This is a genomic window from Methylocella sp., assembly GCF_041905455.1.
GTDB lineage: Bacteria > Pseudomonadota > Alphaproteobacteria > Rhizobiales > Beijerinckiaceae > Methylocapsa.
In genome coordinates this window covers 20,136-34,910 of sequence record NZ_JAYRLA010000017.1, presented here as the reverse complement: position 1 = coordinate 34,910, position 14,775 = coordinate 20,136, and the positions used below count along the sequence as shown (strand labels likewise).

Annotated in this window: 16 protein-coding genes; 8 read left to right on the top strand and 8 right to left on the bottom strand. The window is 68.0% G+C overall.

The genetic code is table 11. The features are described from left to right. The first annotated feature begins 74 nt into the window (after window positions 1-74). Window positions 75-476, top strand: coding sequence for a group II truncated hemoglobin (locus tag ACE3OG_RS13585; protein ID WP_374309527.1), 402 nt, complete (start codon window positions 75-77; stop codon window positions 474-476). A gap of 259 nt (window positions 477-735) precedes the next feature. Here ACE3OG_RS13585 and ACE3OG_RS13580 read toward each other — a convergent pair whose 3' ends face one another. From ACE3OG_RS13580 to ACE3OG_RS13545, 8 genes are all read right to left on the bottom strand, one after another. Continuing rightward, window positions 736-1,362 carry a sarcosine oxidase subunit gamma gene (locus tag ACE3OG_RS13580; protein ID WP_374309525.1) on the bottom strand — a complete coding sequence of 209 codons (627 nt, stop codon included), beginning with the start codon at window positions 1,360-1,362 and terminating at the stop codon, window positions 736-738. Beyond that, window positions 1,355-4,327 (bottom strand): sarcosine oxidase subunit alpha family protein, encoded by a 2,973-nt coding sequence (locus ACE3OG_RS13575; protein WP_374309523.1) that lies wholly within the window; start codon window positions 4,325-4,327, stop codon window positions 1,355-1,357. Before ACE3OG_RS13575 ends, ACE3OG_RS13580 begins: the two co-directional genes overlap by 8 nt. After that, window positions 4,324-4,608 (bottom strand): sarcosine oxidase subunit delta, encoded by a 285-nt coding sequence (locus ACE3OG_RS13570; RefSeq protein ID WP_374309521.1) that lies wholly within the window; start codon window positions 4,606-4,608, stop codon window positions 4,324-4,326. Before ACE3OG_RS13570 ends, ACE3OG_RS13575 begins: the two co-directional genes overlap by 4 nt. Before the next feature lie 35 nt (window positions 4,609-4,643). Further along, window positions 4,644-5,894, bottom strand: a complete 1,251-nt coding sequence (locus tag ACE3OG_RS13565) for a sarcosine oxidase subunit beta family protein (RefSeq protein ID WP_374309519.1) — start codon at window positions 5,892-5,894, stop codon at window positions 4,644-4,646. A 180-nt stretch (window positions 5,895-6,074) separates the two neighbouring features. After that, window positions 6,075-7,379, bottom strand: a complete 1,305-nt coding sequence (gene glnT / locus ACE3OG_RS13560) for a type III glutamate--ammonia ligase (protein WP_374309517.1) — start codon at window positions 7,377-7,379, stop codon at window positions 6,075-6,077. A gap of 68 nt (window positions 7,380-7,447) precedes the next feature. Beyond that, window positions 7,448-8,782: an FMN-binding glutamate synthase family protein gene (locus tag ACE3OG_RS13555; protein WP_374309515.1), complete on the bottom strand. Its 1,335-nt coding sequence runs from the start codon at window positions 8,780-8,782 to the stop codon at window positions 7,448-7,450. Further along, entirely contained in the window at window positions 8,782-9,483 is a 702-nt protein-coding gene (locus ACE3OG_RS13550; RefSeq protein WP_374309513.1) for a protein glxC, read from the bottom strand. Before ACE3OG_RS13550 ends, ACE3OG_RS13555 begins: the two co-directional genes overlap by 1 nt. Then, window positions 9,480-10,379 carry a glutamine amidotransferase gene (locus ACE3OG_RS13545; RefSeq protein ID WP_374309511.1) on the bottom strand — a complete coding sequence of 300 codons (900 nt, stop codon included), beginning with the start codon at window positions 10,377-10,379 and terminating at the stop codon, window positions 9,480-9,482. Before ACE3OG_RS13545 ends, ACE3OG_RS13550 begins: the two co-directional genes overlap by 4 nt. Before the next feature lie 226 nt (window positions 10,380-10,605). Here ACE3OG_RS13545 and ACE3OG_RS13540 point away from each other — a divergent pair, with 226 nt between their 5' ends. The 7 genes from ACE3OG_RS13540 (at window position 10,606) to ACE3OG_RS13510 (ending at window position 14,608) form a co-directional block, all read left to right on the top strand. Continuing rightward, window positions 10,606-10,902 (top strand): hypothetical protein, encoded by a 297-nt coding sequence (locus ACE3OG_RS13540; protein WP_374309509.1) that lies wholly within the window; start codon window positions 10,606-10,608, stop codon window positions 10,900-10,902. Further along, on the top strand, window positions 10,902-11,282 hold the full coding sequence (locus ACE3OG_RS13535; protein ID WP_374309507.1) for a hypothetical protein: 381 nt from the start codon (window positions 10,902-10,904) through the stop codon (window positions 11,280-11,282). Before ACE3OG_RS13540 ends, ACE3OG_RS13535 begins: the two co-directional genes overlap by 1 nt. 50 nt (window positions 11,283-11,332) lie before the next feature. Beyond that, complete coding sequence (locus ACE3OG_RS13530) at window positions 11,333-11,506, top strand: hypothetical protein (protein WP_374309505.1); 174 nt, start codon at window positions 11,333-11,335, stop codon at window positions 11,504-11,506. After that, window positions 11,503-12,924 carry an APC family permease gene (locus ACE3OG_RS13525; RefSeq protein ID WP_374309503.1) on the top strand — a complete coding sequence of 474 codons (1,422 nt, stop codon included), beginning with the start codon at window positions 11,503-11,505 and terminating at the stop codon, window positions 12,922-12,924. The genes ACE3OG_RS13530 and ACE3OG_RS13525 overlap by 4 nt, the downstream gene beginning before the upstream one ends. Window positions 12,925-12,977: 53 nt before the next feature. Further along, a complete protein-coding gene (locus tag ACE3OG_RS13520) occupies window positions 12,978-13,637 on the top strand; it encodes a hypothetical protein (protein ID WP_374309501.1) in 660 nt (219 codons plus the stop codon). Beyond that, window positions 13,621-13,911 carry a hypothetical protein gene (locus ACE3OG_RS13515; protein ID WP_374309499.1) on the top strand — a complete coding sequence of 97 codons (291 nt, stop codon included), beginning with the start codon at window positions 13,621-13,623 and terminating at the stop codon, window positions 13,909-13,911. Before ACE3OG_RS13520 ends, ACE3OG_RS13515 begins: the two co-directional genes overlap by 17 nt. 97 nt (window positions 13,912-14,008) lie before the next feature. Next, window positions 14,009-14,608 (top strand): methylated-DNA--[protein]-cysteine S-methyltransferase, encoded by a 600-nt coding sequence (locus ACE3OG_RS13510; RefSeq protein WP_374309497.1) that lies wholly within the window; start codon window positions 14,009-14,011, stop codon window positions 14,606-14,608. The last annotated feature ends 167 nt before the right edge of the window (window positions 14,609-14,775 follow it).

Genomic DNA, 14,775 nt, shown 5'->3' with positions numbered 1-14,775 from the left:
GCCGCGCAGCCGCCGGTTCGCCGCGCTCTTGTCCGGCTCGCGCCCACCCCCGCGACATAATGGGAGATTCGGCCATGAACATTCCCGTCAGGCGCCAGTCGCTTTATGAGGACCTTGGCGGAGAAGAAGGCGTCCGCGAGCTCGTCAAGATCTTTTACGACATCATCGAAACCGACCCCGAGGCGGAGGCTCTTCGCCTCCTGCATCTGCGCGGACACGGCGTCGCGCACTCGCGCATCGAGCAGTTCAACTTCCTTTCGGGTTTTCTGGGCGGCCCGCAATATTACGTGCAGAAATATGGCCACGCGCGCCTGCGCGAGATGCATGAGCACATCCCGATCGGTCCGAGCGACCGCGATCTCTGGCTCGCCTGCATGGTGAAGGCGATCGCGCAGGTCGGCCTCGACCGGAGCGTCGCCGACAAGCTCATGCGCCATCTGACGCGCGCTGCGGAAACCTGCCGAAACCTCGACTGAAGCCGCGTCATTCGGGCGGCGTGGAGGCTTTCAGCGTTCGCCTTCGGCGGTGGATATTTTTGCGACGCGGGGAATCACAGGCGCCGCATTCGGCGAAATTACGTCGCGCCTGGACAAGCGACGGCGATCCGTCCAGACCGCCGTCGCGAAACCTTACCAGCGCCGCTTCGCCTGAGCATCTGGCTTGTCAACATAGGGCGGCGCTCGCCGCGCCGTCGCTTCCGCGTTGCATCTTCCTGAAGATCCGGCGTTGAAAGCCTCAGCGCGGCGGCTCGATCTCGAGGCCGAAGCGCTCGCAGGTGCTGGTCAGGGCGTGCAGCAGGCTGCCGCCGAAGCTGCGCGCCACGGCGCATTCATAGGCCGCGCCGTCAGGCGTGCGGCGGATCTGAACGCTCATCATATGCGCCATGGTCATGGCGCAGGCTCCGGGCGGGAAGCTCGCCTCGTCGAGGTCGACCGGAACGAAGGAGGCGAGCGCCTCGCGGGCGTTCGGCCCCGAGAGGCGGAACGCGGCGAAGCCATGCGAGAGGTCGACGACGGTCGCCGCGTCGCGAGCCGCGGCTGTGAGCGCGGCGCGACGCTCCTCGGCGCCCGGCCCGCGCGAGATCGCGTGCCAGCGCATCGGACCGATGCCGACAAAGTCGAAGCCGCCGGCCGAGACCGTGCGCGGGGCGTCGACGGGCGCGCGCCCGAACGCTGCGGCGAGCGCGGCCAGAAGCTCCTGGCCGCGGCCGCGCCGCGCCTCGACGTTGAAGCGATCCTCCTGCGACACGAAGGACAGCGTCACGCCGGGCGCCCCGACCTGCGGACCTCTGCGTCCGGCGTGATAGTAATGCGGCGCAACCTCCCGCGCGAGCGGACGGGAAAGGGTCGAAACGTCAGCCACGGGTGCGCTCCCCATTGGGATCATAGAAGCAGGACGAGACGATCTTCGCACGGTAGTCGTCGCCGCGCACCGGATCGAAGATGCGGACTTCCTCGCCGATGCGCTCGGGGCCGCGGGAAACCATGGCGAGGCCGATCCAGGATTCGACCGTCGGCGAATAGCAGGCCGAGCTCAGCCAGCCGTGGTCGTTCTCCGCCGACAGCGCCGCGTCGACCGGCACGACATGGGCGCCGGCGCGCACCCGATGCGTCGGATCGAGCGGCGCGACGCCGACGAGGCGCGGCCGCGCCGGATCGACGAGCGCCGGACGCTGCGACAGCACGCGGCCGACATGGTCCTTGTTCTTGGCCAGCGCGCGCGCGAAGCCGAGATCGTACGGGCTCGTCTGGCCGTTGATCTCGCCGCCGGCGGGATGGCCCTTCTCGATGCGCATGACGCCCATCGCCTCGCTGCCGTAGGGCGTGACGCCATAGCCGGCGCCGAGCTCGAGGATGCGCTCGAACAGCGCCGCGCCATAGCCCGCCGGAACGGCGAGCTCGAAGGCCCGCTCGCCCGAGAAGGACAATGCGCACAGACGCGCCGGCACGCCGTCGCAGATCGTCAGCTCTGCCGCCGTCATGGGCGGGAAGGTCGTGCGGGTGATCGTCGCCGGAGCGTCGACGAGCGCCTGCATGAGCAGCGGCGACTTCGGACCGGCGACCGCGAACTGGGCCCAGACGTCGGTCACGGCGGTCAGATTCGCGTCGAGCTCCGGCCACAGCGCCTGCCGGCAGTACTGCATGTGGCGGTACGCCTGGGCGGCGTGCGCCGTCGAGGTGTAGACGACGTAGCGGTCCTGCGCGTAACGCGCGATCATGCCGTCGTCCATGAGGAAGCCGTCCTCGCGCAGCATGATGAGATAGCTGCAGCGCCCGACCTTGATGGCCGAGGGACGCACGGCGCACACCCTGTCGAGGAAGGCGCCGGCGTCAGGGCCCTCGACCTCGATCTTGCCGAGCGTCGACACGTCGGTGACGCCGACGTGCGAGCGCACGGCCGTCACCTCGCGGATCGCGGCTTCGGCGAGCGTTTCTTCCTTGCTCGCCGGGAAATATTGCGGCCGCTTCCATTGCCCGGCGTCGAGAAAGCTCGAGCCGGCCTTGAGCGCGATCGCGTGGATGGGCGTCTCGCGCGTCGGACGGAAGGCCTTGCGGCGATGGTCGCCGCCGACCGCGCCGAGCGCCACCGGCGCCACCGGCGGGCGGGCGAGCGTGACGCCGGTTTCCGGAATCGACTTGCCGGTCAGTTGCGCCATGACTGCGAGCGCGTCGAGATTGGAGGTGCGCCCCTGGTCCGTCGCCATGCCGAGCGTGGTGTAGCGCTTCAGGTGCTCGACCGAGCGATAGCCCTCCCGGTAGGAGAGCGTGACGTCGGAGGCCGCCACGTCGTGCTGGAAGTCGAGGAACACTTTCGCGTCCTTGGCCGGCGTCGGGCGCCACCAGGCCGGCGCGAGGCCGGTCGCCGTCGGCGCGGCGGAGGCGATCGCGCCGGTCTTGCCCGAAAAGCCGAGATCCTGCGCGACGCTTGCGCCCGCCTTGGCGCCCTGCTCCAGAATTTCCCCGAGCGCAAAGGTTCCGGCGGCGGCGCCGACCGGCTCGAGGCCGGCCTTCACGGCGCCCGCGACGAAGGAATGGATTTCCTGCGACCAGGCGGGGCGGCCGCCGAAATGGCTCGCGAGCTGGATCGCCGGATTGAAGCCGCCCGACATGGCGAGGGCGTCGACCTCGAGGCGCCGGCTTCCCGCGGCGCTCTCGACCGTGATCGCCTTGAGGCCCTTCGCGCCTTCCGTCGCGACCACCGCGCCGCCAAGGATCGTCGGAACGGCCTTGGCGACGTCCGCGAAGGCGGCCGGCGCCTCGCGACGGGCGTCGATCACGGCCACGGGCGCCAGGCCGGCGCCGATCAGGGCGCGCGCGGTCAGCCAGCCGTCGTCGGTCGTCGTGTAGACCGCGACGGACTTTCCGGCGGCGACGGCGAAGCGGTTGAGATACGTCCGCAGCGCCGAGGACAGCATGATTCCCGGGCGGTCGTTGTCGGGGAACGGCAGCGGCCGCTCGATCGCGCCGGCCGCCAGGATGGCGCGCTTCGCCACGATGCGCCAGAAGCGCTGGCGCGGCGTGAACGGCCGCGGCTCGGGCAGATGATCGCAAACTCGCTCGAGCGCGGCGAAGCTGCCGCCGTCGAACGAGGCGACGACGTTGGTCCTCGTCAGGACACGGACGTTGCGCAGCGAGGCGAGCTCGGCCGCCGCGGCGCTCGCCCAGCGCGCGCCGGGCGCGCCGTCGATCGTGTCCTGGTCGCTCAGAAGGCGCCCGCCGAGCGTCGGCTCGTCCTCGCACAGGATGACCTTGGCGCCGGCGCGGCCGGCGGCGAGGGCGGCGGAAAGCCCCGCGGGGCCGCCGCCGACGACGAGAAGGTCGCAGAAGGCGTTCGAGCGCTCGTAGCTGTCCGGGTCCTCGACGCCGCTGGCGCGGCCAAGGCCCGCGGCGCGGCGGATCGCCGGCTCGTAAACCTTCTCCCAGAAGGAGGCCGGCCACATGAAGGTCTTGTAGTAAAAGCCGGCGGAAAAGAACGGCTTCATCAGGCCGTTGACCGCCAACGCGTCGAAGGCGAGCGAGGGCCAGCGGTTCTGGCTCGACGCGACGAGGCCGTCGTAGAGCTCGATGGTCGTCGCCTTGACGTTCGGCTCGCGGCGCGCGCCCTCCCGCAGCTCGACGAGCGCGTTCGGTTCGTCGTGGCCCGCCGACAGGACGCCGCGCGGCCGATGGTATTTGAACGAGCGGCCGAACAGACGCACGCCCGAGGCGAGCAGCGCCGAGGCGAGGGTGTCGCCGGCGTAGCCGGAATAGGACTTGCCGTCGAACCTGAATTTCAGCGGACGCGAACGATCGACGACGCCGCCGTCCCGCAGCCTGAAGCCGCTCATGGCGCGTTCTCCTTTTGCGAGGCGAGCGTCACGGAGAAGATTTCATGAGTGCGCGTGTCGCGCCGCAGCGTCAGCCAGCTCTGGCAGCCCGACGCGTGAAACCAATGCTCGACATGCGAGCCGGCGGGATCCTCGCGCAGGTAGAGCGCCTCGGCGCAGGCGGCGCGCGTGGCCTCCGCGTCGAGGTCCTCCACGTTCGCCTGCGGCCGCGGCCGCGCCTCGCCGGCGACGAAGAACTCGCCAAGGTCGCGCGGCCCGCAATAGGGACAGTTGATGAGCATTCTTGAAGCCTTCCCGGCGTGCGCCCGCGGGGGGATCAGTGCAGATTGGGCGAAGGGCCCATGCCCTTTTCGTCGATGACGCGCCCGGTCGCGAAGCGGTCGAGGCGATAGGCGGCGGCGGCCGGGTGAGGCTCGCCCTTGGCGATGAGATGGGCGAAGCAGAAGCCCGCCGCCGGCGTCGCCTTGAAGCCGCCGTAGCACCAGCCGCCGTTGAAGAACAGGCCGTCGACCGGCGTGCGGTCGATGATCGGCGAGCCGTCCATCGACATGTCCATGAGGCCGCCCCATGAGCGCAGGATGCGCAGGCGCCCGAGCATCGGCATGACCGCCATCGCGTTCTCGGCGACGTCGCAGAAGACCGAAAGGCTGCCGCGCTGCGCGCAGGACGGGAATGGATCAAGGTCGCCGCCGAAGACGAGGCTGCCCTTGTCCGATTGTGAAATATAGAAATGCCCGGCGCCGAAGGTGACGACGCAGTCGATCACCGGCTTCAGGCTTTCGGTGACGAAGGCCTGAAGCACGTGGGTCTCGATCGGCAGCCGCATGCCGGCGAGCGCCGCGACGCGCGACGAATTGCCGGCGACCGAAAGGGCGACCTTGCCGGCCTTGACGAAGCCCTTGGTCGTCTCGACGCCGACGATGCGGCCGTTCTCCTGGCGCAGGCCGACGACCTCGCAATTCTCGATGACGTCGACGCCGCGCCTGTCGGCCGCGCGGGCGTAGCCCCAGGCGACCGCGTCATGGCGCGCCGTGCCGCCGCGTCGTTGCAGGAGGCCGCCGACGACGGGGAAGCGGGCGTTGTCGAAATCGAGGTAGGGCGTCATCGCCTTGACCGCATCAAGGTCGAGAAGCTCGGCGTCGACCCCGTGCAGGCGCATCGCGTTGCCGCGCCGCGCGAAGGCGTCGCGCTGGGCGTCGGTGTGGCACAGATTGAGGACGCCGCGCTGCGACACCATCGCGTTGTAGTTGAGGTCCTGCTCGAGCCCTTCCCAGAGCTTCATGCCAAGCTCGTAAAAGGGGATGTTGCCCGGCAGCAGGTAGTTGGAGCGGATGATGGTGGTGTTGCGGCCCATGTTGCCGCCGCCGATCCACCCCTTCTCGATCACGGCGACGTTGGCGACGCCGTGCTCCTTGGCGAGGTAGTGCGCGGTGGCGAGGCCGTGGCCGCCGCCGCCGACGATGACGACGTCATAGGCGGCCTTGGGCTCCGCCTTGCGCCAGTGCGGACCCCATCCCGTTCCGCCGCCCAGCGTCTTCTTGAAGATCTCGAAGCCGGAGAAAGTCATGAGTCATCCTTCGCGAGGAGCCGCGCGACGCGCGGCCCCTGCGCCGGTTTGGATCCTGGGAAACGCGCCGGAGGCGCGCAGGGACCGGAGCGGGCGCCCCGGCCGCGTCAGGCCCGGAGTCCGCCCCAGCTTGTCGTCGCGGCTCGCGCGCAAGGTCTCGCGAGCCCCAGGATCGGCGTCCTAGCAGTCGAGCGTGCGCTCGCGCTCCCACTCCGTGAGGTGGCGGGTGTACTCCTGCCACTCCTGATGCTTCAGCTTGACGTAGGAGGATACGAAGGCTTCGCCCAGGCCCTGCTTGACGACTTCGGAGCCCTCGAGCAGGCGCAGCGCGTCGAGCAGGTTCTGCGGCAGCTTCTTCGCGGAGCCGTTGCACTTGTGCGGCTCGGCGTACATGTCGAAGTCCGAACGCTCGCCGGGGTGCCTGTTGGTCTTCAGCCCGTCGAGGCCGGCGACGAGGACGGCCGCCTGCAGCAGGTAGGGGTTGGCCGCGCCGTCGGCGAGGCGGAACTCGAACCGCCCGCCGTCGGGGATGCGGATCATGTGCGTCCGGTTGTTGCCGGTGTAGGTGATCGAGGCCGGCGCCCAGGTCGCGCCGGACGTGGTGCGCGGCGCGCTGAGACGCTTGTAGGAGTTGACCGTCGGGTTGGTCAGCGCGCACAGGGCGTCGGAATGGGCCATGAGCCCGCCGAGGAAGCGGTAGCCGAGCTCCGACACGCCGAGCTCGCCCTTCTCGTCCTCGAACACATTGTCGTCGCCGCGCCAGAGCGAGACGTGGGAGTGGCAGCCGGAGCCGGTCAGCGAAAGGAAGGGCTTCGGCATGAACGTCGCGCGCATGCCGTACTTTTCGGCGAGCGACTTCACCATGTACTTGAAGAAGGCGTGACGGTCGGCGGTCTTCAGCGCCTCGTCATACTCCCAGTTCATCTCGAACTGGCCGTTGGCGTCCTCATGGTCGCTCTGGTAGGGCTTCCAGCCGAGCTCGTCCATCGCCTCGGAGATCTCGGTGATGACGTCGTAGCGGCGCATCAGCGCGAGCTGGTCGTAGCAGGACTTGGTCTGGGTGTCGTTGCCGTCGGCGATGGCGGAGCCGTCGGGATTGAGCAGGAAGAACTCGCACTCCACGCCGGCCCGCATCTCGTAGCCGAGCTCGCCAAGTTCGGCGATCAGCTTCTTCAGGAGATTGCGCGGCCCCTGCTCGACCGGCTTGCCGTCCATGTAGAGGTCGGCGGCGAGCCAGCCGACCTCCCGCTTCCATGGCAGCTGGATCAGGCTGTCAGGGTCCGGCACCGCGAACAGATCCGGCATGGCCGGCGTCATGTCGAGCCAGGTGGCGAAGCCGGCGAAGCCGGCTCCGTCCCTGGCCATCTTGTCGATCGCGCGCGCCGGCACGAGCTTGGCGCGCATGTTGCCGAACAGGTCCGTGTAGGACACCAGGAAGTTCTTGATGCCGCGCTCCTTGGCGACTTCAGAAAGTTTGGTAGACATATGTATTCCGCCCTTTTCCAATCGCCGTCGCTTCGCGGCGCCTTTTTTATGTCCTTAGATCGGCCTGCTTATTTTTTCTCGGAACCCGGAACCCAGCTCGTCCCGGCGAGCGGCACGCCGGCCATCGCGGCGGACTCCACCGTCAGGGCGACGAGATCTTCCGGCTCGAGGTTGTGGACGTGGCTCTTGCCGCAGGCGCGCGCGATGGTCTGGGCCTCGAGCGTCAGCACCGACAGATAGTTGGCGAGACGCCGTCCGGCGGCGACGGGATCGAGCCGCTTGGCGAGCTCGGGATTTTGCGTCGTGATGCCGGCCGGATCAAGCCCCTCGTGCCAGTCGTCATAAGCGCCGGCGGTGGTGCCGAGCTTCTGATATTCGGCTTCGAGATGCGGGTCGTTGTCGCCGAGCGCGACGAGCGCCGCGGTTCCGATCGCCACCGCGTCGGCGCCGAGCGCCAGCGCCTTGGCGACGTCCGCGCCGTTGCGGATGCCGCCCGAGACGATGAGCTGGACCTTGCGGTGCATGCCGAGGTCCTGCAGCGCCCGAACCGCCGGCCTGATCGCCGCGAGGATCGGAATGCCGACGTGCTCGATGAACACTTCCTGCGTCGCGGCGGTGCCGCCCTGCATGCCGTCGAGCACGATGACGTCGGCGCCGGCCTTCACCGCCAGAGCGGCGTCGTAATAGGGCCGCGTCGCGCCGATCTTCACATAGATCGGCTTCTGCCAATCCGTGAGCTCGCGCAGCTCCTCGATCTTGATCTCGAGGTCGTCGGGCCCGGTCCAGTCGGGGTGGCGGCAGGCCGAACGTTGGTCGATGCCTTCCGGCAGCGTCCGCATCTTGGCGACGCGCGGAGAGATCTTCTGGCCGAGCAGCATGCCGCCGCCGCCGGGCTTGGCGCCCTGCCCGACCACGACCTCGATGGCGTCGGCCTTGCGCAGATCGTCCGGGTTCATGCCGTAGCGCGAGGGCAGGTACTGATAGACGAGGATCGACGAATGGCCGCGCTCCTCCGGCGTCATGCCGCCGTCGCCGGTCGTCGTCGAGGTGCCGACGGCGGAAGCGCCGCGGCCGAGCGACTCCTTGGCCTGCGCCGACAGCGAGCCGAAGCTCATGCCGGCGATGGTGATCGGAATCTTCAGCTCGATCGGCTTCTTCGCGAAGCGCGTGCCGAGCGTGACGTTGGTGCCGCAGCGCTCGCGGTAGCCCTCGAGCGGATAGCGCGAGATCGAGGCGCCGAGGAACAGGAGGTCGTCGAAATGCGGCACCTTGCGCTTGGCGCCGCCGCCGCGGATGTCGTAGATGCCCGTCGCGGCCGCGCGGCGGATCTCCGACATGGTCTGCGGATCGAAGGTCGCCGAGAAGCGCGGCAGCGTGCGCGGGATGCGGACTTGGTCGTTCATCAATAGGCTCCCGCGTTGTCGACGTGGAAATGATAGAGGGTGCGGCCGGAGCCGTAGCGCTTGAACTCCTTGACGTCGACTTCGTCGGCGACGCCGGCCTGCTTCAGCTTGGCGGCGAGTTCGGCGCGCTCGGCGTCGTCCATCGGCTTCTCGACGCAGTCCGCGCCGAGGCTCTTCACCTTGCCGCGCACGTAGATCTTGGTCTCGTAGATCGAGTCGCCGAGCGCGTCGCCCGCGTCGCCGAACACGATCAGCGAGCCAGCCTGGGCCATGAAGGCGGACATCGGCCCGATCGAGCCCTTGACGATGATGTCGACGCCCTTCATCGAGATGCCGCAGCGCCCGGAGGCGTTGCCCTCGATGACGATCGTCCCGCCATGCGCCGTGGCGCCGACGGCCTCGCTGGCGTCGCCCTTCACGTAGATGCGGCCCGACATCATATTCTCGCCGAGGCCGATGCCGGCGCTGCCGTTGACGACGACGGTGGCGCGCTTGTTCATGCCGGCGCAGTAGTAGCCGACGTCGCCGTCGATCTCGATGGTCACGTCGGCGTCGACGCCGGCGGCGATGTTGTGGATGCCGCGCGGATTGACCACACGCCACGAGTTGGCGGCGAGCGTCGGGGCGTGGAGGGCCTCGTTGAGCTCACGCACGGAGCCCTTGGCGAGGTCTACGGTCTTGGCTGAAATGGCGGTGGTCATGCGGCGCGGTCCCAGAAATAGACTGTGGCGGGCTCGGGTTCGAAAATGCGCGCTTTCTCGATGTCGGGCAGGGCGCTGAGCGCGCGGTACTCGGTGCCGAAGGCGACGTAGCGGTCGGTTTCCGCCATCACCGCGTGCTTGCAGCCGATCGGATCGCGCAGCACGCCGAAGCCGGCCTCGGTGCCGACCACGAAGGTGAAGAAGCCGTCGAGGTCCTGCAGCGAGGCTTCGAGCGCATGGCCAAGGTTGTCGCCCTTGGCGAGCCGCCAGGACAGATAGCCCGCGGCGACCTCGCTGTCGTTCTCGCTGGCGAAGGTCATGCCCTCGCGGATCAGCTGGCGGCGAACCGCGTTGTGGTTCGACAGCGAGCCGTTGTGCACCAGGCACTGGTCCTTGCCGGTCGAGAAGGGATGCGCGCCGGCGACCGTGACGGTCGACTCCGTCGCCATGCGGGTGTGGCCGATGCCGTGGCTTCCGGCGAGCCCGGGGAGCCCGAAGCGCTCGGACACGTCCGCCGGCAGCCCGACCTCCTTGTAAAGCTCCATGTGCGAGCCGATCGAGCTCACGGCCAGCTCCGGCGCGACGCGCTTGACGGCGGCGATCGCCGCCTCCTGCTCGACGTTGGGAACGGTCACGATGAAGTGAGTGCCGCGGGCGACGACGTCAATCTTCGAGCCGAGGTCCTTGGAGAGGGCCTTCTTGAACGCTTCCCCGTCGAAGCCTTCCGGCCCGCGGAGGGTGATCTTGACCTTGTCCGGGGCGCCCGCGCCGTAGATCGCGAAGCCGGCGCTGTCGGGGCCGCGCGCCGTCATGGTCTCGAGCATCACGGAAAGATGCTTGCCAAGCTCGGGCTCGAGCGCCGGATCCTTCAGGAACAGTCCCACTATGCCGCACATGGGCGGGTGTCTCCTCGGTTGCTGCGTTTCTTCAAAGGAAAATATACGTCTTAATAGGAAACATCAAGCCGAATTTGACGTATCCTCGAAAAATTTTTCCGCCGCGCCGGACGCCAAAAAATAAACCCTGGTCAACCTGCCGCGGATTCGAGCTTGACAAATTGTCGCATAACGGCGAGCTTTCGTCCAACGAAAAAACTATTCCTAAAGGGAAGTGGAGAGGAAAATGTCCCATTCCGACCCCCGGGTCGACCGCATGTTCCGACGCGACGTCATCGGCGCGCTCGGCGCCGTCACCGCAGTGTGGCTGCTCTACGCCTTCGTGTACTACTCGATGTCCGGCGTCTTCTCCGACCTCGGCATACAGTGGCTCACGGGCGCGCTCGCGCTGTGCGTGCTCCTGCTCAACCTCGCCGCCATCATCGCGATGATCACGCACTACAGCGAAGACCGGGCGGCGATCTATAGCCGCGACCTCTATTACCTCGATCTGCTGCGCGCTCAACGCAAGGGAGCCAAGTGATGGCTTACGAACCCCCCAAGCAATCGGCCGCCGGCCAGATCTTCGACGCGCTGCTCATGATGGCGCTCGTCATCGTCACGCTCTATCTGCCCCTGCTGCTCGGGCTCGCCGGCGGCGGCGTCGTGCAGGAGAAAGTCGACGCCTCGAGCTGGTCGACCCTCGGCCAGAACGCGGTGACCGCGGGCCAGTGGGAGAAGCTCGGCTTCACGCCTGAAACCGCCGCCCCGATCATCGCGGCGCGATTCGACTACGTCATCAACTGGGGCACGCTCGCCTTCTCGTTCGCCGTCGTCATCGCCTATTTCGTGGCTCTGATCGCGATCTCGAACCGTCAGTACAAGGACGTGATCGCCGAACGTTTCGGCCCGAAACGCGGCTGAAGCCGGCGCGCGACGAAAGAGCAAGCCAATAAGAATTGGGAGAATCGCCAGTGATTCAAGTGTTCAACATCGCGGCGTGGGCGGCGGCTGCGCTGCTCGCCGCGTGGATGCTGTTCGACCTGATCAAGGTCAACCGCAGCTACAGCGAGGACTATCTGCTTTCCTCGCATGAAGGCGACATCATCGACACCGAAGATGCCGAGAAGGCGGAGGGGCTCCTGTGAACAGTCCCGTCTCATCCACCAGCGCGCCGGCCGTCGCGCCGAAGGAGCAGGGCGCGAAAGTCGCCCTGTCGCGCGTGCTCGGCCCCGGCCACGTCTGGGCGCTCGGCGTCGGCATCGTCCTCGTCGGCGAGTTCATGGGCTGGAATTTCGCCGTCGGCAAGGGCGGCGCCGTGGCCGCGCTCACCGCCTGCTGGCTCGCCGGAATTCTCTACACCTGCGTCGCGATGATCGATTCGGAGATCACCTCGACCGTCGCCGCCGCCGGCGGTCAATATGCGCAGGCCAAGCACATCATCGGTCCGTTGATGGCCTTCAACGTCGGCCTCTATCTGGTCATGGCCTACACCATGCTGGAGGTGTCCAACGCGATCGTCGCGGGCGATCTGCTGCAGTCCTTCGCGACCGACCTCGGGGTGGCCGGATCGGTCGACAAGCAGGCGGTGATCGTGCTGACCATCGTCGTCCTCGCCTGGTTCAACTACCGCGGCGTGCTCGCGACCTTGACCCTCAACCTCGTCATCACCGCGATCGCCTTCATATCGATCGTCACGCTGTTCTTCTATCTGCAGCCCTGGTCGCCGGCCTTCGCCGAGCGCCAGCATTCGCTCCTCAGCGGCCTGCCCTACGGCACCCTCGGCATCCTCGCCGCGCTGCATTTCGGTCTCTGGTTCTATCTCGGCATCGAGGGCACCACCCAGGCGGCCGAAGAGGTCCGCTCCCCGGCGCGCTCGCTGCCGCTCGGAACCATGACCGGAATGATGACGCTGCTCATCGCCGCGACCATGACCTGGTACATCGGCGCGGGGCTGATGCCGTGGGAATATCTCGGCCAGTCGATCACCCCGCTCTATGACGCGGCCAAGCTGACCCAGAACAGGTCGCTCGAGATCTTCCTGTTCTTCGGCACGCTGTTCGCGACCTTCGCTTCGGCCAACGGCTGCATCAACGACGCCTCCCGCGCGTGGTTCGCGATGGGCCGCGACCGCTACATGCCGATCTGGTTCGGCGCGGTCCACCCGAGGTACCGCACGCCCTACCGCTCCATCGTCTTCTTCGTGCCGATCGCGATCCTGTTCGCCGTGTCGACCCCGCTCGACCAGACGATCACCTTCTCGATCCTGTCGGGCCTGCTCGGCTACACGCTGATGGCGATCAGCATCTTCCTGTTCCGGAAAAAATGGCCGCTGAAGACCATCGACCGCGGCTATGTGCATCCTCTGCACCCGTTGCCGGCGCTGATCCTGATGACCCTGTGCTGCGTCGCCTATTTCGCAGTCTACCTCGGCTACGGCACGCAGCTGCTGGCGATGATGAGCTTCTACATCGTCGTCTCGGCCTGGTTCGTCCTGCATCGCTACAAATATGTGCGCAGAGGCGACCAGTTCACGATGCCGTGGCCGCGTCCCCAAGGCTACTGACCTCTCCGGCCCGCGCCTTCCGCGCGGGCCGTTTCGCATCGGAGGCGCGAGCAATGAATCTGCCTTCCGTCCTCGCCGGGTTCAGGCGACGCCTCAAAGCCGATTCGAACGCCCGACGGGCGCTCCTCTGCCGATGCCTGCCGCTGGTCGAGGACGGCGCGATCCACGTCGAGCCGGACGGCTGGAGCGCCTTGCGCGGACGCAGAGGCGGCCGCGCCGTTCGCGTCGTCCCGTTTTGCGACAATCTCGCCTTCCGGCGTCTTCCCCAGCTCTGGCTCTCCATCGACGTCGAGGCCGATCTCTCCGCGCTCGGCGCCCTCGACGTCGTGCGGCGCGCCGCCAACGTCGAATTCTACGCCGCGGCCGACGATTTTCCGCTCCGCCTCGACGTTCCGCCGCAATGGCCGCAGGACACGCTTGTGAAGGGCCGCAGCGCGCGCGCGCGGGAAACGCTCGCGCGCCTCGCCGCGCCGGGCGAGGAGATGCTGGCCGACGCGCGCGTCAAGGAAATTCTCGTCGCGCCAAAAGGGCTGCGCGTCACGAGACAGTTGCGGCAGGGCGAACGCGGCGCCTATCTCCTGCTGCGGCAAAACCGGTTCGAGCTCTCTCCGCTGGCTCCGGCCGAACTCGAGCCGTTCATCGCGAGCGTCGAACGCCTCGTCGACGCCCTCGCGCCCTCCTCTTCCGGACATCGCCATGCCGCTGCGCTTTGATCTCGCAAACCCCCGCGTCGTTCTGGCCGCGGCGATTCTCCTGCCCGGCGTCGGCCATGTGCTGGCGGGGCGGCCCGGACGCGGCTTCGGTTTCGCCTGCTTCACGGTTCTTTTCGCCTGGCTGACCTCGAAGTTCGCAGCGCCAGACGCCAGCGTGATCGGGCGTTGCGCCGGCGGCCTGTTCGTCTGGGCGCTGTCGATTCCCGACGCCTATCGCATCGCGCGCCTGCGCGAAGCGCGCGATGCGGCGGCCTCGACCACGCGCCGGGGCTAACTGGACGGATCGCGAGACGATCAACTCGCCAGAGCCGTCCTTGATTTTTGCGCCGTCCGAAGCGTAGCCTGCCGGCACCGAGACACGGAGGCCAGCGATGCTCCTGCGACTTGAACGGTTGACGTCGCCGATCGGGCCCCTCTCGCTCGTCACCGACGAGGACGGCGCCGTGCGCGCGCTTGATTTCTCCGACGGCGACGCCTCTCTTCGTGACGGCTTGCGCAAGCGCTTCGGCGCGTATGAGCTCGAGCCGGGGACCGCCCCGTCCAAAGCCTCGAGCGCGATCGCGGCCTATTTCGACGGCGAGATCGGCGCGCTCGACGCGCTGACGGTGGTCGCCGGCGGCGCTCCGTTCCAGCGGAAGGTCTGGGCCGCGCTGCGCAAAATTCCGGCCGGCCGGACGACAAGCTACGGCCGGCTCGCCGCCGACGTCGGCCATCCGAAAGCGGCGCGCGCCGTCGGCTTCGCCAATCACGTCAATCCGGTCGCGATCATCGTCCCGTGCCATCGCGTGTTGGGGGCGAACGGCGCCCTGACCGGCTATGCGAGCGGCATAGAGCGCAAGCGCTGGCTGCTGGAGCATGAGGGCGCGCACGCCGGCGCCGATCCGTCCGCCGAAGCCTCCCGCCGCGCGACGTCGCGAAGCGCGCGCAAGCGAACGGCGGCCGGCGAGCAAGCGCGTCGCGATTTTTCGTAGCGCGGCGCCCCTTGCGCCAGGCGCCGCCGGCCCCCATATCAAGCTCTGTCGGCTATGGCGCGCCCGCGAGCGGCGCCGGTGGATCGACGTCATCGTCTTCGCCTCGCGACCACGGATGTACTGGCGCGGGAAGCTTGGAGACGATGGAGGAGGTCGGGCTTTCGCCC